The organism is Rubritalea squalenifaciens DSM 18772 (assembly GCF_900141815.1).
Lineage (GTDB): Bacteria > Verrucomicrobiota > Verrucomicrobiia > Verrucomicrobiales > Akkermansiaceae > Rubritalea > Rubritalea squalenifaciens.
In genome coordinates, this window is the sequence record NZ_FQYR01000003.1 from 79335 (window position 1) to 98297 (window position 18963).

Sequence of the window (18963 nt, forward strand, 5' to 3'; positions counted from 1 at the left end):
GGGGGAAGCTTAGCTTACCATGACTGTTTGATATACAGGGAGAATATGAGATGCTTGGAGAGTTCTGATCATCGGTTCACCTTAATGGGTATTATTGCGTTGAAAGTGATAGACGATTCAGGATGGAGCCCTTAGGCTACCTTGTATGAAGTGTTTATCCTGTCCCGAGCCTCCCGTTCAAAAGTCCATGTCGAATATCGTTTGGGAGTATTCTAATCATACTGTTCGGTGAAGAAAACTAGATGCCAGCGCAGCGAATAGAGCTTTGGGAGCACGTCGGCCTTGGTTTGATTTTAGAATGGCCATCCGGCGTGATCATAACCAATCAGACGGGTGGAACATCATGTCTGGCACCTGAGATCGAGGGCGTATTCATCCCGTTGCGGAACGATTGCACCGCGAAAGAGCGCATTCTGGTTTCGCCGGAGAATGAACTCTACGATTACTTCACCGGTCGCAAGTGGAGGGGGACTGGAGCGACCAATGGAATTGATTTGGAAGATGCCGACTTCATCGACTCGACTATCGGTAAGACCAAGCTATTTCCCACGATCCGAGTGAACAGAGACAAGCTATCCGAGAGCCATGAGGCATGGATTCACGTCGTTGTGACGGGCGACGAGCCTTGCGATCCACCTTTATTCCGTGGCTTTGAGCCTTATCCCAGAGCGGGAATCTTGACATGGCAAAACAGCGACTGAAGCAACAAGCACCGAACAAGGCGTGGGTGGACAACCCGCTACCTCGCCGCGAGTCGGTGATTGAATCCTAATAATAACCCTTTACCCTGAGTCGGAGTGGCGCTCTAGGTAGCGGGTGCCACCACTTGGGCGTTGCTAAAAATATGAAGATCACATTTTTTGTCGCAATTATCGCAATCGTGATAGCCTCAACGCTTAACGCAGAAGAGGGGTGGCGCTTTCAAGTCAACTCTGATGACAAGCCGTCCATGGTTTACGAGCTTGCTGATGGAAAGAAGATTAGCTTCATGAGCTATTACATCAGATTTGACACTATCTCTGATGAAGTTGCATTACAGTTCCAGAAGGATTATCCGAAGTTGTGGAAGGAAGCTCAGAACTCTTCCGGCAACATGCACAACCCGAAGATTCTACCCCTAGCCAACAAATTTTCTGAGGTTCTCCTGAAGACTGCGACTGTACAAAGGCTCAACAAGATGGCGAGCGATTCTGGTTATACGATTTCTGGCGCTGAGTACGAGAAATTTCACTTTGAGAAGGAGGATGGTAAGCAGAAGGTGTTTGCGATCATCTGGCTAACCATTACAAAACAGACCGAACAAGGCGCGGTACCCAAGCCCTGACCCGCCGAGAGTTTAATCCGTCATGGCCATTTCAACCTCAACCCGCAGTCGAAACCGCGCCCCCGGTCAGGGGGCCTGTGTCCTTTGGCGTTCGGCAAAGAATATGAAACTACAATTGCTAGCCTTCCTCACTATGTTAATCACCGCCAATAGCTTAGTGCTTGGCGGTGAAGCAAATATACCAAAATGGGAATACAAAGTTTGGGTTCAGCCTGATGATATTCACGCTATTTCGCGGAGCGCAATGATTGAAAACAAGCTAAATAACCTGGGTGCACAAGGGTGGGAATTGGTTTCAGTCACCTGGAGGAAGCATCATGATCAGACATCCCCGACCGGTAGGATGATCTATTACTTTAAGCGCCCAGCTAAGGCAGTGGCAGCTCCTCCAAAGCCGAGTCACATTCAATATAACGGTAGCAATCTTTCTATTGAACAAGTCTTGGAGAGAAGTAAGGCGAACTGGCATTTGAATCTCAAATCGAAACAAAAGGCCGAACAAGAAGACGCGGCACCCAAGCCCTGACCCGCCGTGAGTCGAACTTTTACAGATGAATATCAACCTTAACCCACAGTCTACGCTCGCCCCATAGTCAGGGGTTGGTGCGCTATGACGTTATGCCTAAAAAAATGTCCTTCGTGAAAGATACAGGGCGAAAGAAGCAAGGCGTCTGTGATTACTGCGGCTTGGATGTTGAGTTGGAGAAATACGAATCGTGGAATCGAGATGGCCACCGGTTCAAGTGGCGCGCTGTCGAGCACCGAGCACCCTGCGGCGCACAGTGTGCTGGCGGCGGATATGAACACGGCGAGACGGACGTTCATATTCCACCGTTTGGATCGTGCCCGCGATGCGGCGCGATTGATTCTGAAATCGCTCAGACTATCGAGAATCAGGATGGTGCGGAGCGAGTGGTTCTTCGTCGGTACGTGATCGGTCATTCCGGGCTTCGGATCGACCACGAGGAGAGAGACGGTGAGCAATGGAAGACAGTCGCACGCTACCCAGCTTCAGACCCGCAATCTCTAGAGATGGCCATCGAGCAAGCCAAGAACTACGTTCCATGGTTGAAGGGGGAATCACCTTGAAGACATAAACGGGCAGAACAAGAAGCCGTCGCTCTCAACATCTGCCCCGCCGCGAGCTCCATTCGTCATGACCATTCTACCCTCAAACCACAGTCGAAGCCTCGCCCCCGGGCAGGTATGAGAGGACTTCGGCGTTCGGTCAAGAATGTGTGCCGCGAATCGGATAGTCGTTTTCGTCGATCCATTCTACGCTTTCCAATAGTTCGGAGAGGTCCGCTCGGTTGAAGGGAGTGTTGGAGAGTTCGATCAGTTGAATTTTTCCATCCCGATTCAAGGCAAATGTTGCTGGCTCGGCAAAGGGACGGTCGGTTTCCTGAGGGCCGCGAGGGTCAGATATGTAAAGACCGAGTTGCCGCATTTGCGGAATGCTCAGGTCGTAGGCTATCGGAAACCTGAGACCGTGATTTTCCTTCATGGATAGAGCTTTCTCCAACGGGTCGCCGGAGACAGCGAGAATCTCCGCAGATGCATTGGTAAAGCCCTCGCGGAGTTCTTCAAGGCGTTTGAGATACTTGTGGCAGATTGGACAATGGAGGCCTCGGTAGACGATGACGATTTGCCATACATTACTTGACTTGCTTTCTCCAAGCGTGGCCTCACCGCCACCTACCAGAGGGAGTGTGATGGCGGGCAGGGTGCCGCCGGATACCAGTTTATTACTCATTTTGGGATGTGGATGGGTTTGTTTGTTGTGCATGGTTTAATCGCGGTCGAGGACGATGCGATAGCGGGCTTTGCCGGATTCGAGGTGGGCGATGGCTTCGTTGGCCTGACTCATCGGAAAGTGCTCGGTTACGGGAGCGATTTGGTGGCGGGCGGCGAATTTGAGCATTTTGCGGATAGTGGCAGGGCTGCCTACTGGGGAGGAGCTGAGTGACAATTGATTGAACATCATGGGAATGAGATTGAGGTCGAGCGGCTCGGTCACTGCCCCGAGCATGTGCATCCGTCCGCGAGGCTTGAGAGCCGCGAGGTAGCTGTTCCAGTCGAGTGGGACATTCACCGTTGATAGAATGAGGTCGAAGGTGCCTTCGGCACTTTTGATAGCCTCGCTATCGCGGGAATTGATCGTGTGGTGGGCTCCAAGTGAGCGAGCCTCTTCGGCCTTGGCGTCACTGGACGTGAAGGCGGTAACTTCACAGCCCCAGGCATTGGCAAATTTCAGAGCCAGATGCCCTAGTCCTCCGATTCCGATGACACCGACATGAGCGTTTGGCGAGATATCGAGCTGGACGAGCGGGTTATAGACAGCCATTCCACCGCAAAGCAGCGGTCCAGCATCGCGGGGATCGAGTTCCTCCGGCAGTTCGGTCACGCTAATAGCTTGGGCACGGACAGTTTCAGCAAACCCTCCGTGGCGACTGACGATTGTGGGTTCCGCCGTGGCACACAGATTGTGATGCCCGTCGAGGCATTCGTCACAAGTCTGGCAGTAGCCGGCATGCCAGCCCAGGCCGACTTTCTGTCCAATTTTCAGATGTGTTACCCCATCACCCACGGCGGAAATGGTTCCGATCACCTCGTGGCCAGGAACAAAGGGGTATTCGGTCATCTTCCACTCGTCATTGAGCATGCTGAGGTCGCTGTGACAGATGCCGCAATGCTCGACAGCGATGTCGACTTCATTGGCCCCGATGCTTGGTAGTTCAAACTCGAAAGGCTCGAGGGCGGATCCAGCGGATATGGCTGCGTAAGATTTGATGGTCATGTCCGGTATCATAGATAACTAGGTTTCTCTTGTCAACTAGTGTACTTTTTGTAACCTTTGGTCATGAGTCAACAGCCAAAGAAAAAAGAACCTCCGGTGTGCCTGCCCCCCTGCGATGAACCGTGCCCGATTGAGCGAGGGATGCGTATCATCGGCGGTAAGTGGAAGGGATCGATTCTGTGGTATCTCCAAGGCGGACCGCTGCGTTTCAATGAGCTCGCCCGTTTACTTGGAGGAGCAAGCCGCAAGATGGTGAACGCAAGATTAAAGGAGATGGAAGCGATGGGGTTGCTGACACGTACGGTGTTGAACGACCGCCCGATTGCGGTCCAGTATGAGATCACGAGTTTCGGGAAATCGGCGCTAGGCGTGCTCGATAAGCTGAAACATTGGGCCGAAGAGAATCACATTTAACTACCGACTGCGGGTCATCGCCCAATGCGGATAAACTAACAAACAATGAATCACAAAATGCCCTGTCCCCAAACTTTGGTGTAGACCCGAATGATCCAGCGTGACTTCAGGGCAAAAAGAAAGCCCGCTGGAGTGCAGCGGGCTTTCAGGAAAGTTGAAGTGGCAGGCCTACTAGGACTCGAACCTAGAATGACGGAATCAAAATCCGGAGTGTTACCATTACACCATAGGCCTGCAGGTTGGGTCTTGCGACCGCGGCGGAGAGGTAAGGCATCTGCCGACGGGATGCAACAAAAAATTCGTATAAATTTGCAGAAAAGTAAAGCGGGGGAAGGGATGCTTACTGTGGCTGGCTGATTTTCAAAGGCTGGCGAAGTTTCGGTAATCCGGGAAAAAATCAGGCTTTGCGGGTACGAAAAAGGCCCGGGCGTGGGTGCCAGGGCCTTGCTCTGAGAAAAAAATCTGCGGAAAGGAGGAAATTAGGCCTTTCTGCGCGCCTGGACTGCCTTGGCGAGCTGCTCGACGACGTCCTCGGTGGACTGCCAGCCGATGCATTGATCAGTGACGGACTGGCCGTAGGTGAGCTGGGATGGGTCGTCTGTGAGCTTCTGGGCGCCTTCGATGAGGTTGGACTCGATCATGACGGAAGCGACGGCCTTGGAGCCGCCAGCGATCTGCTCGCAGAGGTCTGCCACGACGGCAGGCTGGTTGCGGTAGTCTTTCATGGAGTTGCCGTGTGAGCAGTCGACCATGACTTGCTCTGGCAGTCCCTTGGACTTGAGCTGATCCGCGACGGCATCCACGTGTTCCTTGGAGTAGTTCGGGCCGTCTGAGGAGCCACGCAGGATGATGTGGCAGGCCGGGTTACCCGCGGTGGAGACAATGGCGGAGACACCTTGTTTGGTGACGGAGAGGAAGTGGTGGGCGCCAGCGGCGGCCTGGATGGCATCCAGAGCGATCTGGATGGTGCCGCGGGTACCGTTCTTGAAGCCGACCGGCATGGAGAGCCCGGAGGCTAGCTCGCGGTGTACCTGGGACTCGGTGGTGCGTGCGCCGATGGCACCCCAGGAGATGAGGTCGGCGACGTACTGCGGGGAAATGGTATCGAGAAACTCGGTGGCGGCAGGCATACCCATGGTGTTGAGCTCGAGCAGGAGCTCGCGGGCGATGCGGAGGCCACGGTTGATATCGAAGGAGCCGTCGAGGTGTGGATCGTTGATCAGACCTTTCCAGCCGACGGTGGTGCGTGGCTTCTCAAAGTAGACGCGCATGATGATGAGCAGGTCATCGGAAAAACGCTCGGCGAGATCCTTGAGGCGCTCAGCGTACTCGATGGCGGCTGAGGTGTCATGAATGGAGCAAGGACCGACGACGACGAGCACGCGGTCGTCAGAGCCATTGAGGATGCTCTCAGCCTCTGTACGGGCTTTGGAGACGACCTCGGCGGCTTTGTCGGTGATAGGAAGATAGTAAGAGAGGACGGCCGGTGAAATGAGCGGGGAAATCGCGGCGATTCGCAGGTCGTCTGTCTGAAGGTGGTCCATGGCGGAAACTTTGGTGGTGTGGAGGTGAGTTTCAAGTTCCAAGTTCCACGAAGTGACTGGATGAGAGCTTTTTTTGAGGTCTTGACCTTTGCGCAGGGATGGGGGAAGCCATGGGGGTGAGCATTTTTAGCACATTGCGGGTCTGGCATGATCCGGTGGCCCGGACAGGACCGGAGAACATGGCGGTGGATCAGCTGCTGCTGGAGGGTGTCTCTGAGGCTCCTGTGCTGCGTTTCTATGCCTGGTGCCGGCCAGAGGTAAGCTTTGGCTACTTCGAGTCCCTGGCGGAGGCCAGAGAGTCTTTTGAGGGGGGGGATCTGGAGTATGTGCGCCGCTGGACAGGTGGCGGGATCGTGGATCACCGGGTGGATATCACTTATACCCTGGTGGTGCCCCGCGAGCACGCGGTGGCGCAGATGCGCGGGGCGGGAAGCTATGAGGTGATCCACCGGGCGGTGGCTGAGGCGCTGGTGCAGAACGGGGTCTCCTGCAAGGTGATCCAGGTGAATGAGGGCGGCGGTGAGTCCGCGTGCTTCGTGAATCCGGTGGCTTTTGACATCACCGACAACCAGGGGAACAAGCTCGCCGGTGCCGGGCAGAAGCGCACCCGTTATGGTCTGCTCCATCAGGGAAGCGTGCAGGGGGTGAGGGAGCCGGAGAGCTGGAAGCAGGCGCTGGTGCAGGCTCTGTGTGATCATGCAGAGTCCTGGGAGCCAGAGGAAGAGCTGCTGGCTAAAGCTCAGGAAGTGGCGGCCCAGCGCTATGCCCAGCAGGACTGGCTGGAGAAACGCCCTTGAGATTTTTTACCTCATCCTGAAACGAAAAAAACGCGAAGCAGGCAGCCTCGCGTTTTTTGTTTTTGAAATAGTCTCTATGCCGTGCGGAGCTTACTCCGCTGGTTTCTCAGCAGGCTTTGCCGGGGCTTCCGGAGCTGGCTTGGCGAAGAGGAAGGTCTTGGTGTCCTGATAGTGGTGAACCACCAGCCCCAGCACGACCGCTCCAATGCAGAGGATCAGGAAGAGCAAGGTGGCGGCAGGGTTGCTGGTTGGTACCTTGGGCGCTGCTGCAGCGTAGGACGGGGCGGCGGCTGGCGCTGCAGCTACGGGAGCTGGCTGCTTCTTCGGCTGAGCTTTCTTGCGTGGTGCTTCTTCGAAGTCGTCATCATCGTCATCGAGGTCTTCGGCGACTGGCTGCTTTTTCTTGCGCGGGGCTTCTTCGAAATCATCGTCGTCCTCGTCATCCGCTGCAGCGACACTGCTAGGGAACTGGACTTTCTCGTGTGGGGTGAAGTCTTCCTCAGAGAGTTGCTCCAGCTCCTCATCACTGAGAGTGAAGTGAAACTCTACATCATCCCCAATGTGGACGGTGAGATCGTCTTCAAGATCGATCACGGAGAAACGGGTGTCATCGACCTTGAGGCCGTTGGTGGACTTCAGATCCTCCAGGATGAATCCGCCGGAGACTCGCTTCATCACACAGTGGTGGGTGGAGGCGGAGCCAGCTTCGATACGGATGTCATTGTCTGATGCGCGGCCAATGCTTGTGGACTCGCGGTCCAGCTTGAGGCGATAAGGCTGCGGGGATCTACCAGGTTCTGTGATCGTGATTCTTGGCATAGTTTTAGAGCTTTCTGTGAATAACGCTAGGCAAGTTTGTTTGACTTACAAAGCAAAAAAGGTGTCTGTATCATCAACCTACTAAGGGAGTAGGGGAAATAAGTTTCAGTCATGCCTGTTAGTTTTTTTAGAAAGTCACTTTCGTTTCTCGCTTTGTTGGTTTTCAGCCTGCCTCTGATAGGGGGCGAGCTGAGAGTGGTCTCCTATAATATTAAGCATGGCGAGGGCATGGATGGGAAGCTGGATCTGGAGCGAACCGCAGCGGTGCTGAAGAAGCTCAACGCCGATGTCATCGCCCTGCAAGAGGTGGACAAGAATTGCATCCGCAGTGGAGGTGTGGACCAGGCGGCCACTCTGGCCAAGATGCTGGGTATGCATCATTATTTTGGAAAAGCGATCCCTCTCGGCAAGGGGGAGTACGGCAATGCCGTGCTGAGTAAATTCCCTATAGAGGCTACCAAGCTGCACCAGCTCCCGGGCGCAGGTGAGAAGCGGGTGGTAGCGGAAGTCCAGGTTAAGGTGGGCGGGGAGAAAGTTTCCATCTGCAGCAATCACCTAGACCACAAGTCAGAGCAGGTTCGCATGCAGCAGATCGAGGCCTTTGCGGCTGCTGTGGCTGACTACCAGCACCCTTTGTTGCTGACAGGTGATTTCAATGCCCAGCCGGACTCCAAGGTGATGGCTTATTGCCGTAAGCAATGGACGCTTGTGGACAAAGAAGGTGCGAAAAAGACCTGTCCGGCTACGAATCCTCGTGTGGAGATCGATTACTGTGTCCTCCTTAATTGGAAGGTGAAGAAGGCGTTCAGCCGTGTGGTCGACGAATCTGTAGCCTCTGATCACCGCCCAGTCCTTACGGTGCTGCAATGGTGATGACCTGAAGCGGTGAAATCGCTTGTTTTTCTATGATATGCAATATCTGTATCATGTGAATAATATAACCACTAGGTTATGTTTAAATGATATAAATAGTGCTCGCTTGGGATAGATCAGTAAAGGGTGTGTATCTGGCTGAGACTAGGTGGGCTACTGCTCTTTTTTAGGGTGAATAAAATGCCATTTTAGCCATTTGAGGCACCGTTTCACAATGGGGGGTTAATGTTTATTCATGATAAGGTAATTAAGTTATAAATAGATTACTTGTTGTAATAGGTAAACTTATCTTGATGGTGAATTTGTGAGCAGTAGTGTTTTTGTGTAACTGTTGAAAATAAAGTGAGTTGTGAATAATAATTGTGACGTGTCGAGAGCTGTATGTGATGACTTGGCACTTAACATGTAAATCGGTGAAACACTCGACTGTTTCAGAAACCCCCCGCAATTATGAAAGCAAAAACAGCACTAAACGGCATCATTGCTAGTGCGCCTTTGGTCTTTGCCAGCGCCGCATCAGCGGTTGTCGTTAACTTCTCATTCAGTCCGTTTGAGTATGATTATCCGGACGCTTCCGACCTAGATCCCATTGTTATATCTGGTACTTTGGTTGGTGATGAGGATGTTGCCAGTGGTCCTGTATCTATTACAGTTACCAATAATTCAATCCCAGGAGATGACTGGATTACTTCAGATGCTCCTACAATCACACTGATCGCCTTTGATGGTGATATATTACCTGCGCCAGACAGCTGGACAGGATCAGATCCCAGTGTTGATTTCGAATTAGATGGAATGAACCTTCCAGGCGGCAACAATCTCACTCCTGACTTTAACAGTGACTTTGGACTGGGAGCAGCTCCGCCTCCAGCTCATACGGGTCTGGATCCAGGGGAGACCCTGACTATTAACTTTACTGGTAGTTTCGATGATATCTACGAAGCCCTATACAATGGCGATCTTCGCATCGGACTCCATGTTCAGCAAATTGGTGATGATTTTGGCAACTCAGCATCATACATCAATGATACGCCACCACCACCGCCGGATGATGAAATCCCTGAACCTAGTTCTGGTGTGCTAGTACTCCTAACATCGTTAGGTTTCTTGATCCGTCGTCGACGCTAGGGGGTGATTGACAACAACGGAAAATATAAACACACCAACCTCGTCCTTGAGTAATCAAGGGCGAGGACTTTTTTTAGCATCTAGGCAAGTATCTGGAGGAGCCGCTCGGCGATCATCTCATCCTGCCAGCTGAAGATGGTGCGCAGGTCGAGCAGGAAGCTGTCCTCCTGGGTGTAGCCCACGATGGCTGGCGAGCCAATGCGTAGCTCCCGGGAGAGCTTGTTCAGACTGATTCCAGTCGGCTCAATCTTGAGGGCGATGGAGGGAATCTCCGAACGGGGCATGGTGCCACCACCAGTCGTGGCTGTAGCCTCAGTGACAGAGAGGGTGCCCTTGGTGATGGTGGAAAGCTTGGAAGCGATCGCCCCCGCACGAGTGGTGAGTTCATCCAACGGTGCGGCAAGAGCTTTGAGGACGGGCACGTCTGTCTCTTTAGGTGTGGACTGAGTGCGGAGGTATTCGTCGATACTCTCCTGCAGCGCGGCGAGGATGAGTTTATCGCACCTAACAGCGCGGAAGAAGGGCTCTTTTTTGATGCCAGCGATGAAGTCTTTGCGCCCGGCGATGATGCCTGACTGCGGTCCGCCTAACAGCTTGTCTCCGGAGAAGCAGACTAGGTCGATCCCGTTGCGTAGAGCTTCCTGCGGGGTCGGCTCATGGTCGATGGGGGCGAGGTCATCCGTGTGCATGACGGCGCCTGAGCCGAGGTCTTCGATGAGAGGGATGCCGTGTTTTTTGGCCAGTTCGGCGATCTCTGGAACAGGAGGTTCCGCGGTGAAGCCTTCGATGTAGAAGTTGGAGCGGTGGACCTTGAGAATGAGTGCGGTGTTCGGGCCGATGGCTTTCTCGTAGTCACGCAGGTGAGTCTTGTTAGTAGCCCCTACCTCTACGAGCTTGGCTCCGGAGGTCTCCAGGATTTCTGGAACGCGGAAGCCTCCGCCGATTTCCACCAGCTCAGAGCGAGAGACGATCACCTCTTTCTTCTCGCCTGAGGTGAAGTGGCGAAGCATGAGTACCAGCGCCGCCGCGCAGTTGTTCACGGCCGTGGCGGCCTCGGCATCGACCAGGCAGGCGAGGGCGGTTTCCAGATAGCCAGCGCGCTTGCCACGGTTGCCTTCCGGCAGGTTGAACTCCAGGTTCGAATAGCCGGTGGCGATTTCTTCCAGAGCGGAAGCTGCGGTTTTCCCTAGGGGGGAGCGGCCAAGGTTCGTATGGATCAAGACGCCCGTGCCATTGATGACTGGTTGCAGGCGAGACGCAGCGAAGGCCTGCAGCGCCGTAGTGATTGATTCCTCGATCTCTTCCCGGCTGGCTTCCTTGCCACCCAATAGCTGTTTACGCCAGTCGGCTACCTCATGGCGTACAAAGGCCACAACGAGCGGCTTGGGCAGATTGGTTAGCGGAAGCAGGCTTTGGGTGAACTTCTCGACAGATGGTAGAGCGCGGAGTGCTTGAGACATTGGTTAGAAACTAGCCTTTAAAGTTAAGTTGTCGATCCAGAGATTCTTCAGCGGCTTTCTGGTAATCGATGACCCCTTGACCGTAATCGGCATCCTGATAGGTCCAGCCGTGATTGGCCTTCATTTCCTCTAGTTCAGGCTGTTTGGCCTTCGCTTCCGAATACGGCATGGTGGTCATGGTGAAGTAGAAGTCCACAGGCTTGGGTTTTATTCCTTCTTTTTCAGCCTGTATGCAAGACATATCCAAGTAGTGAAACTCAGCTTCGTTGGTATTTGTCTCTAAGCTCCATGCTCCGGCCTGTAGCGTAAAGTTGTTATGAGAGGCTCGAGAGCCATTGAAGTGTAGGTGATTGGCTGACTCGATAAAGCCACTACAGATGAATTCCAGGTTCAGGGGTGCGAAGCTTTTAAACTTCTTATCGTAGGCCAATTGCTCATCGACGGTTAGCAGAGCGTATTTATCAATGACAATCAGGGGCTCCTCGTGAACCTTGCCGTCGGTATGGATGTAGTTGATCATTTTTTTTACCAACTTGCCGTCGTAGAGCATTTTGCACTCTAGGTAGACGACTTCATCTTTGCCCGGTTTGGCCCGGAAGACGTGTTTCTCGATGTTGAGATCACTGGGCGAGAGGTACTCGGCTGAATTGAGAGGCTTCTCCGGATCTGTCTGGTCAGGCCAGATGGAAATGACCAAAGCGGCACACGCGATGCCAAAGGTGGTGAAGTGGAATGCTTTGTTCATGGCTACTTCGGCAAATGCTCAAGGCAGTAGTCGTTGCCGTCATGGGAGACGCGGAATTCCTTTTCCGGGTGGGTGACGTCATTGGCTCCGCACGCAGAGCAGATGTGGAAGGGAGTGCGCTCACGGCTGTAGGCCATGGACTTGAACTTTCGTCTTCTTTTAAAACTGGAGCGTTCTCCTCTGGCCTGCATGAATCTCATCGGGATCGCGACGATCAGGTAGTTGGAGAGTGCCACGATGGTGAAGACGGCTATTTCCGCCGAGCCCAGACAGCTCAGCCCCATTATGAGTCCGGTGAAGGCGGCGATGATCCAGATCGGGCAGGGGATCACGAAGAACAGCATCAAGGTGAAGCGGGGATTGTAGGTGGCGAAGGCAAACAAGATGGAAGCTCCCAAATAGATTCCGCTCATAGGGGGAGAGGACTCAAAGACCAGCGCCATGATCAAGTTGGCAGCCAGCGTGCTGAGGAATCCCCACAGGACAAAGAGATTGGTGCGAAAAACTCCCCATTGGTACTCGAGGGAGTCGCTAAAGATGAAAAGGAGCATCATCCCAAAAAAGGCCCAGATGGCACTGAATGAACCCATGGCCACAGCCTTTGGAGCCAGAATGAAGGAGAAAAGCCTCCAGTATTCTCCAGCTTTGATCTTCTCAAAATCGAAGTCCAGAGCCATGACGATCTCAGGTTTTGCTGCTCCCATGAGAAATGTTCCAAAAAATATGATGGCCAAATATCGGATCAATCCGGGGATTGCCCAGTTGCCGAATTTGCGTTCAAAAGAGTTGAGAATTTGGTCCATATTGAATGGGCATAGCTAAGACATCCATTGAGCCTCTAGCAAGGGAGAATTTCAGATATTAAATTGGTCATACAGCTAGCTATAATACAGCTTGTATCACCTGTATTTTCAATGGTTTTGCAGTGATCAAAAAATGCGGAGGGGTGCTGAATGTGAGTGGTTGACACAGGTAACGCTTGCTATCATGTTCCCGCCCGTGATGAGCGAAACGATCCAAGAGACACCTCTTGCGGCCCTTCATATTGAGTTGGGTGCCAAGATGATTCCGTTCGCCGGCTGGAACATGCCGGTACAGTACACCAGCATCATGGATGAGCACACCGCAGTGCGTGAAGATGTAGGTATTTTTGATATTTCCCACATGGGTCAGTTCTTCCTCAGCGGCGCAGGTGCCGAGGAGTGGCTGAACGGCATGCTGGCGAATGATGTGAACAAGCTCGCCGTCGGCGAAGCCCAGTACACGTTCATGCTGAATGAGCAGGGTGGGGTGATTGATGACCTCATCATCTACCGCTTCGGTGAAGACCAGATCTTCCTCGTGGTGAATGCCTCCATGATCGATGTAGATTTCGCCTGGCTCAACAAGCACCTCAAGGACGGTCTGACACTGACCAACGAGAGTGATGCCTGGGCAGGCATGGCCGTTCAGGGGCCAAACGCAGTAGCCACCTACGCAAAACTTTTCCCTGGCCGCACCCTTCCTAGCCGCAACGGCATCGACAAGTGGGAGGAAGACGGCCAGTCCTTCATCGTCTGCCGCACAGGCTACACCGGTGAAGACGGTTTTGAATTTTTCTGTGGTGCCGCTGAAGGTTCCGCATGGTTCCAGAAGTTCGTGGATGCCGGAGCCAAGCCATGTGGCCTTGGCGCTCGTGACAGCCTCCGCCTCGAGGTGTGCTACCCGCTGAATGGTTCCGACCTCTCTCCTGAGCGCACTCCGCTTCAGGCCGGACTCGGCTTCTTCTGCGCACTCGACACGGACTTCATCGGAGCCGACGTACTGCGCAAGCAGAAAGAAAACGGTCTTGGCGAGCGCCTCGTTGCGATCAAGTACACTGGCAAGGGTGCTCCTCCACGTGCGCATTATGGTGTATTCAGCAAGGAAGGTGAGCAGCTCGGCGAGCTCAGCTCCGGCGTACTTTCCCCAAGCTTGAGAGAAGGGATCGCTATGGCCTATCTCCCAGTTGAGTTTGCCAAAGTAGGTACTCTGATCGATATCGATGTCCGCGGTCGCAAATTTGAGGCCAAAGTCGTTAAAAAACCTTTTTACAAGAAAGACTAAATCTAGTCCAATCACACCAAGTTTCACCAACCTAACTAACTACTATGAGCGTACCAGAAAATCTTCGTTACACAGCCGACCACGAGTGGGTTCTCCTTGAAGGAGACGTTGCTACCGTCGGTATCACAGATCACGCACAGGAAGAACTCACCGACATCGTTTTCGTCGAGCTGCCAGAAATCGGCCGCGAGTGCGAAGAGGAAGAAGGTGTGGCTGTTGTTGAGTCCGTTAAAGCTGCTTCAGACATCTACGCACCACTCGCTGGTGAGATCGTAGGCGCTAACGAAGCTCTCGAAGCTGACCCAGCACTCGTTAACACAGATCCACACGGTGAAGGCTGGATCTTCAAGATCAAGCTCAGCGATCCTTCCCAGGTTGAAGGCCTGATGGATGCCGCTGCTTACACCGCCCACATCGGCGGATAAGTTAAAGCTGAATTTTCTCTATATGGAAACAAGGGCGCGCTGGTCATCAGCTCGCCCTTAGTTCTTCAAAACCGAATAACAAAGAATTAATTAGACGATATGGCTGTATACGCAGACTTTTGTAGCCGCCACGTAGGCGTGCACGGTGAAACCCGTGATGAGATGATCAAGGAGCTCGGCTACGAGCGCATCGTAGATCTCATCGAAGATGCCGTACCTGCTGAGATTCGCGACGGTGCTGAGCTGGACCTTCCAGAGGCACTGAGCGAGACTGATGCTCTTGAGCTTCTTAAGATGATCATGGGTCAGAATGAAGTATTCAAATCCTTCATCGGTCAGGGTTACTACGGTACACACACACCAGCGGTCATCCAGCGTAACGTGCTGGAGAATCCAGGCTGGTACACAGCATATTCCCCATACCAGGCTGAGATCGCTCAGGGCCGTATGGAGGCGCTGGTAAACTTCCAAACCATGATCACAGACCTTACCGGTCTGGATATTGCAAACGCATCATTGCTTGATGAGGGCACTGCAGCAGCAGAAGCTGTAGCTCTTGCTCGTTCTAACAAGCCTAAGGGAACTACAGTATTTGTCTCTGATAAGTGCCTTCCTCAGACAATCGATGTGGTCAAGAACCGCTGTGAGCCACTCAACATCGAAGTGCTCGTTGGCGACTGGAAGTCTTTCGACCCATCAACATGTGAAGGTCTCTTTGCGACTCTGGTTCAGTATCCAAACGTTGAGGGTGCGATCGAAGACTACGCGGAATTCCACGAGAAAGTACATGCTGCCAAGGCAACCACTATCGTAGCCGCAGACATTCTCTCACTTACCGTGCTCCGTGCACCAGGCCAGTTCGGTACAGACATCTGTATCGGCAGCAGCCAGCGCTTCGGTGTTCCTATGGGCTTCGGTGGACCACACGCAGGTTTCATTGCTTGTATCGACAAGCTCAAGCGTAAGCTTCCAGGCCGTATCATCGGTATTTCCATCGATCCTGAAGGTCGCAAAGGTTACCGTATCGCGCTCCAGACACGTGAGCAGCACATCCGCCGTGATAAGGCGACTTCCAACATCTGTACCGCACAGGTGCTTCTTGCGGTGATGGCCTCCATGTATGCTGTTTACCATGGTCCGGACGGACTGCGTAACATTGCTTTCAATGTGCATGAAATGGCTCAAGTGGCAGCAGGATCCATCTGCTCCAAAGGCTACGAGATCGTCAGCGATTCCTTCTTCGACACGATCACCGTCAAGACTCCAGGCCAGGCTGAGGAATTCCACGCCAAGGCTGCGGAAGTGGGTATCAACCTTCGTAGTATCGATGCTGACCACGTAGGTATCAGCTGTGATGAGACTACCTCTATCGATGACATGATGGCGCTTCTGTCCATCTTCGACGTCGAGGAGCCAGTGGTGCCAAACGAAGATGAAGTAGCTTGGGATGAAGTACACGAGCGTACCACAGAGTTCTGTACCGCTTCTGTCTTCAATAGCTATCACTCTGAGACCGAGATGCTCCGCTACTTGGCGCGTCTCGAGAAGCGTGACCTTGCGCTGAATGAGTCTATGATCTCTCTCGGTTCCTGCACCATGAAGCTCAATGCGACTTCTGAGATGATCCCGGTGACCTGGCCTGAAGTGGGTCAGATGCACCCATTCGTTCCAGAAGAGCAGTGCCAAGGCTACCTCGACATGCTCGACAGTCTTTCCGACTGGCTTGCTGAGATCACAGGCTTTGCGGCAGTTTCCCTGCAGCCAAACGCTGGTTCCGCAGGTGAGTACGCAGGTCTACTTGCGATCCGCCGCTACCATGCTGACCGTGGTGACAAGCAGCGTGTTGACTGCCTGATCCCAACTTCTGCTCACGGTACCAACCCAGCCTCTGCTGTCATGGCAGGCATGAAGGTGGTTCCTGTGAAGTGTGATGATCAAGGCAACATTGACGTAGCAGACCTCAAGGCCAAGGCTGAGAAGCACGCAGACACACTTGCCTGTCTCATGGTGACCTACCCATCCACACACGGTGTGTATGAGTCCACCATTAAGGAAATCTGTGAGCTTATCCACGCTAACGGCGGTCAGGTCTACATGGACGGTGCTAACATGAACGCTCAGGTTGGTCTCACCAGCCCAGGCAAGATCGGTGCAGACGTTTGCCACCTGAACCTTCACAAGACCTTCTGTATCCCACACGGTGGTGGTGGTCCTGGTGTAGGCCCAATCGGTGTAGCTGAGCAGCTTGTTCCATATCTTCCTGGTCACATCGGTATGGAGAACAATGAAGGAGCTGTTTCTTCCGCACCTTACGGTTCTGCTTCCATCAACGTCATTTCCTGGATGTACATCGCCATGATGGGCGGAGATGGCCTGACAGAGGCTACCAAGATCGCGATCCTCAATGCGAACTATGTGGCGAAACGCCTCAGTGAGCATTTCCCGATTCTCTACACAGGGAACAAAGGCCTCGTAGCTCACGAATGTATCATTGATGTTCGTGGCCTGACTGAGCAGTCTGACGTGACTGTGGAGGATATCGCCAAGCGTCTCATGGACTATGGCTACCACGGCCCAACCATGTCTTGGCCAGTTGCGGGTACGCTCATGATCGAGCCTACCGAGTCTGAGTCCAAGAAGGAACTCGACCGCTTCTGTGATGCCATGATCAGCATCCGTCAGGAAATCCAAGAGATCATCGACGGTAAGGCAGACAAGGAAAACAACATCCTCAAGCACGCTCCGCACACTGCTCAGGTGGTGACCCGTGATGAGTGGGACCGCCCATACTCCCGCCAGAAGGCTGCTTACCCGATGGAGATTCTCCGCGATCACAAGTTCTGGCCATACATCGGCCGTATCGATAACGTATACGGTGACCGCAACCTCGTCTGCTCCTGCGCAGGCATGGAGGAGTACGGCGAAGCCTAAACGAGAGATCGATCTAACTTCTTTTCAAGCCCGCTGGTCAATCCAGCGGGCTTTTTTCGTCTGGATGGATGACATCCAGCTTGACGGTGAGGGGATCACATCAATGATGCCCGCATGTCTACGGCAACCACTTTTCCAAGAAGCCCGAAGGATGAAATTGATGGTATTCCTTACTTCCCCCGTATGGTCGACAAGATCAGAAAATTCGCCGCAGGGGAGCTCCATGAGGACTACCACAAGAACCTCGGCAAGGCGCTCGATCTCTGGACCTGTCAGCTGCTCAAGATCGAGTACAGTGAGCTGGTAGACTTTGTCCAAGGTGGTGCTACAGATGAAGAAGCACTCGCTTGGTCCTTTGAAAAGGGTGGAAAGCCTGAAGCTACAGTCAAGGAATGGTGGTGCAGCTACGCACGCAACAGGGGATTCCGCGATGATCTCTCCGAGAAACTCGAGCTGCGTAAAGCAGAGGCTGGTATGGCTGACCGCCATGATATCTGCAGTTTCTTTGATTTCATGGATGCAGAGGAAGGACGCTAAGGTTAACATCACATAAAGCTATGGCAGATTCTCTTACACTACGCGCCCCTCTGGACATGCACCTTCACCTCCGTGATGGTGAGATGATGGAGCTGGTAACTCCGCTGACCGCCGAGACATTCTCCGGTGCCGTCATCATGCCCAACCTGGTGCCGCCAGTAGACAACCTCAAGCGCCTGCAGGAATACCGCGAACGAATCTTGGCTGCGAAAGGGGACCACAAGTTTGACCCTTACATGACCCTTTTCTTCCGTGATTACACGGAGCAGGAACTTGCAGAGGCCAGAGACCAAATCATTGGCATCAAGCTCTATCCCGCTGGCGCGACCACCAATAGTGAGGCCGGCGTGAAGGCCATCGACTCCGTGGAGCATGTCTTCAAGATGATGGAAGAGATGGGTATCCCGCTCATGGTCCACGGGGAGACTCATGGATTCGTCATGGACAGGGAGAGGGAATTCCTCACCAGCTATAGGCATTTGGCCGAAAAATTTCCCAAGCTTCAGATTACCATGGAGCACATTACCACGGCAGATGCTGTCAGCGTGCTCGACGAGTTTGAGAATCTCCGTGCTACGGTCACCCTGCAGCACCTCATCATCACTCTGGATGATGTGGCTGGGGGGCTGCTGAATCCACACCTTTTCTGCAAGCCCATTGCCAAGCGCCCGGAAGACCGTGAGGCTCTTCTCAATGCAGCACTGGAGGCCCACCCGAAACTCATGTTTGGCTCGGATTCGGCCCCGCACCCACGTAGCAAGAAGGAATGCTGCGGCTGTGCCGCCGGTGTCTTCACCGCTCCACTGGCCGTGGCCAGACTGGCCCAGCTCTTCGATCAGCATAGCAAGCTGGACAATCTCCAGGCCTTCCTCTCGGACAATGCTCAGAGACTCTATGGCGTGAATCCTCCGGCCAAAGAGGTAACCGTTGAGCGTGGTGCCTTCACCGTGGCATCCGCTTACGAGGGACACGGACAGACTGTCATTCCGATGCACGCCGGAGAAACTTTGGATTGGAAAATTAGTCAAATTGACTAATTATAAATCTAAAATACATTGAAATGTTCAGGCTTCGCGCTTGCATT

At 53.3% G+C, this 18963-nt stretch carries 20 protein-coding genes and 1 tRNA gene; 13 read left to right on the forward strand and 8 right to left on the reverse strand.

What is annotated here, in order from left to right; translation table 11 throughout:
* The first annotated feature begins 242 nt into the window (after window positions 1–242).
* From BUB27_RS05730 to BUB27_RS05745, 4 genes are all read left to right on the forward strand, one after another.
* Window positions 243–701, forward strand: a complete 459-nt coding sequence (locus BUB27_RS05730; protein ID WP_143158620.1) for a DUF6210 family protein — start codon at window positions 243–245, stop codon at window positions 699–701.
* Between the two features lie 143 nt (window positions 702–844).
* Window positions 845–1324, forward strand: coding sequence for a hypothetical protein (locus BUB27_RS05735; RefSeq protein ID WP_143158621.1), 480 nt, complete (start codon window positions 845–847; stop codon window positions 1322–1324).
* A gap of 103 nt (window positions 1325–1427) precedes the next feature.
* A complete protein-coding gene (locus BUB27_RS05740; protein ID WP_200797076.1) occupies window positions 1428–1850 on the forward strand; it encodes a DUF4177 domain-containing protein in 423 nt (140 codons plus the stop codon).
* A gap of 104 nt (window positions 1851–1954) precedes the next feature.
* Window positions 1955–2413, forward strand: coding sequence for a hypothetical protein (locus BUB27_RS05745; protein ID WP_159434822.1), 459 nt, complete (start codon window positions 1955–1957; stop codon window positions 2411–2413).
* 139 nt (window positions 2414–2552) lie between these two features.
* On the opposite strand, the gene BUB27_RS05750 is transcribed toward BUB27_RS05745, so the two are convergent.
* Together BUB27_RS05750 and ahr are read right to left on the reverse strand one after the other, a co-directional pair.
* The gene (locus tag BUB27_RS05750) at window positions 2553–3077 is read right to left on the reverse strand and encodes a peroxiredoxin-like family protein (RefSeq protein WP_143158623.1); all 525 of its coding nucleotides are present in this window, start codon (window positions 3075–3077) and stop codon (window positions 2553–2555) included.
* Between the two features lie 36 nt (window positions 3078–3113).
* Window positions 3114–4121 (reverse strand): NADPH-dependent aldehyde reductase Ahr, encoded by a 1008-nt coding sequence (gene ahr / locus BUB27_RS05755; protein WP_143158624.1) that lies wholly within the window; start codon window positions 4119–4121, stop codon window positions 3114–3116.
* Between the two features lie 63 nt (window positions 4122–4184).
* Here ahr and BUB27_RS05760 point away from each other — a divergent pair, with 63 nt between their 5' ends.
* Entirely contained in the window at window positions 4185–4535 is a 351-nt protein-coding gene (locus BUB27_RS05760) for a winged helix-turn-helix transcriptional regulator (protein ID WP_143158625.1), read from the forward strand.
* A 160-nt stretch (window positions 4536–4695) separates the two neighbouring features.
* On the opposite strand, the gene BUB27_RS05765 is transcribed toward BUB27_RS05760, so the two are convergent.
* Window positions 4696–4769, reverse strand: a tRNA-Gln gene (locus tag BUB27_RS05765).
* A gap of 245 nt (window positions 4770–5014) precedes the next feature.
* The gene (locus BUB27_RS05770) at window positions 5015–6079 is read right to left on the reverse strand and encodes a 3-deoxy-7-phosphoheptulonate synthase (protein WP_143183700.1); all 1065 of its coding nucleotides are present in this window, start codon (window positions 6077–6079) and stop codon (window positions 5015–5017) included.
* A gap of 116 nt (window positions 6080–6195) precedes the next feature.
* Between BUB27_RS05770 and BUB27_RS05775 the strand changes: the two genes are divergently transcribed.
* Window positions 6196–6876, forward strand: a complete 681-nt coding sequence (locus tag BUB27_RS05775; RefSeq protein WP_159434823.1) for a lipoate--protein ligase family protein — start codon at window positions 6196–6198, stop codon at window positions 6874–6876.
* Between the two features lie 90 nt (window positions 6877–6966).
* Here BUB27_RS05775 and BUB27_RS05780 read toward each other — a convergent pair whose 3' ends face one another.
* On the reverse strand, window positions 6967–7695 hold the full coding sequence (locus BUB27_RS05780) for an FHA domain-containing protein (protein ID WP_143158627.1): 729 nt from the start codon (window positions 7693–7695) through the stop codon (window positions 6967–6969).
* 111 nt (window positions 7696–7806) lie between these two features.
* Here BUB27_RS05780 and BUB27_RS05785 point away from each other — a divergent pair, with 111 nt between their 5' ends.
* Both BUB27_RS05785 and BUB27_RS05790 read left to right on the forward strand, forming a co-directional pair.
* On the forward strand, window positions 7807–8568 hold the full coding sequence (locus tag BUB27_RS05785; protein WP_143158628.1) for an endonuclease/exonuclease/phosphatase family protein: 762 nt from the start codon (window positions 7807–7809) through the stop codon (window positions 8566–8568).
* A gap of 450 nt (window positions 8569–9018) precedes the next feature.
* On the forward strand, window positions 9019–9696 hold the full coding sequence (locus BUB27_RS05790) for a PEP-CTERM sorting domain-containing protein (protein ID WP_143158629.1): 678 nt from the start codon (window positions 9019–9021) through the stop codon (window positions 9694–9696).
* An 80-nt stretch (window positions 9697–9776) separates the two neighbouring features.
* On the opposite strand, the gene selA is transcribed toward BUB27_RS05790, so the two are convergent.
* The 3 genes from selA to BUB27_RS05805 are packed head-to-tail and all read right to left on the reverse strand — an operon-like array spanning window position 9777 to window position 12605.
* The gene (gene selA, locus BUB27_RS05795) at window positions 9777–11156 is read right to left on the reverse strand and encodes an L-seryl-tRNA(Sec) selenium transferase (RefSeq protein WP_143158630.1); all 1380 of its coding nucleotides are present in this window, start codon (window positions 11154–11156) and stop codon (window positions 9777–9779) included.
* Window positions 11157–11166: 10 nt separating this feature from the next.
* The gene (locus BUB27_RS05800; protein WP_143158631.1) at window positions 11167–11901 is read right to left on the reverse strand and encodes a hypothetical protein; all 735 of its coding nucleotides are present in this window, start codon (window positions 11899–11901) and stop codon (window positions 11167–11169) included.
* Between the two features lie 2 nt (window positions 11902–11903).
* Window positions 11904–12605, reverse strand: a complete 702-nt coding sequence (locus BUB27_RS05805) for a hypothetical protein (protein ID WP_143158632.1) — start codon at window positions 12603–12605, stop codon at window positions 11904–11906.
* Window positions 12606–12903: 298 nt separating this feature from the next.
* Here BUB27_RS05805 and gcvT point away from each other — a divergent pair, with 298 nt between their 5' ends.
* The 5 genes from gcvT to pyrC all read left to right on the forward strand — a co-directional run bounded on the left by gcvT (window position 12904) and on the right by pyrC (window position 18916).
* The gene (gcvT, locus tag BUB27_RS05810) at window positions 12904–13986 is read left to right on the forward strand and encodes a glycine cleavage system aminomethyltransferase GcvT (RefSeq protein ID WP_143158633.1); all 1083 of its coding nucleotides are present in this window, start codon (window positions 12904–12906) and stop codon (window positions 13984–13986) included.
* A 44-nt stretch (window positions 13987–14030) separates the two neighbouring features.
* A complete protein-coding gene (gcvH, locus tag BUB27_RS05815) occupies window positions 14031–14411 on the forward strand; it encodes a glycine cleavage system protein GcvH (protein WP_143158634.1) in 381 nt (126 codons plus the stop codon).
* Window positions 14412–14510: 99 nt separating this feature from the next.
* Window positions 14511–17342: an aminomethyl-transferring glycine dehydrogenase gene (gene gcvP, locus BUB27_RS05820; RefSeq protein WP_143158635.1), complete on the forward strand. Its 2832-nt coding sequence runs from the start codon at window positions 14511–14513 to the stop codon at window positions 17340–17342.
* A gap of 114 nt (window positions 17343–17456) precedes the next feature.
* Window positions 17457–17879 carry a DUF5069 domain-containing protein gene (locus BUB27_RS05825; RefSeq protein WP_143158636.1) on the forward strand — a complete coding sequence of 141 codons (423 nt, stop codon included), beginning with the start codon at window positions 17457–17459 and terminating at the stop codon, window positions 17877–17879.
* Window positions 17880–17899: 20 nt separating this feature from the next.
* Window positions 17900–18916, forward strand: coding sequence for a dihydroorotase (pyrC, locus tag BUB27_RS05830; RefSeq protein ID WP_143158637.1), 1017 nt, complete (start codon window positions 17900–17902; stop codon window positions 18914–18916).
* The last annotated feature ends 47 nt before the right edge of the window (window positions 18917–18963 follow it).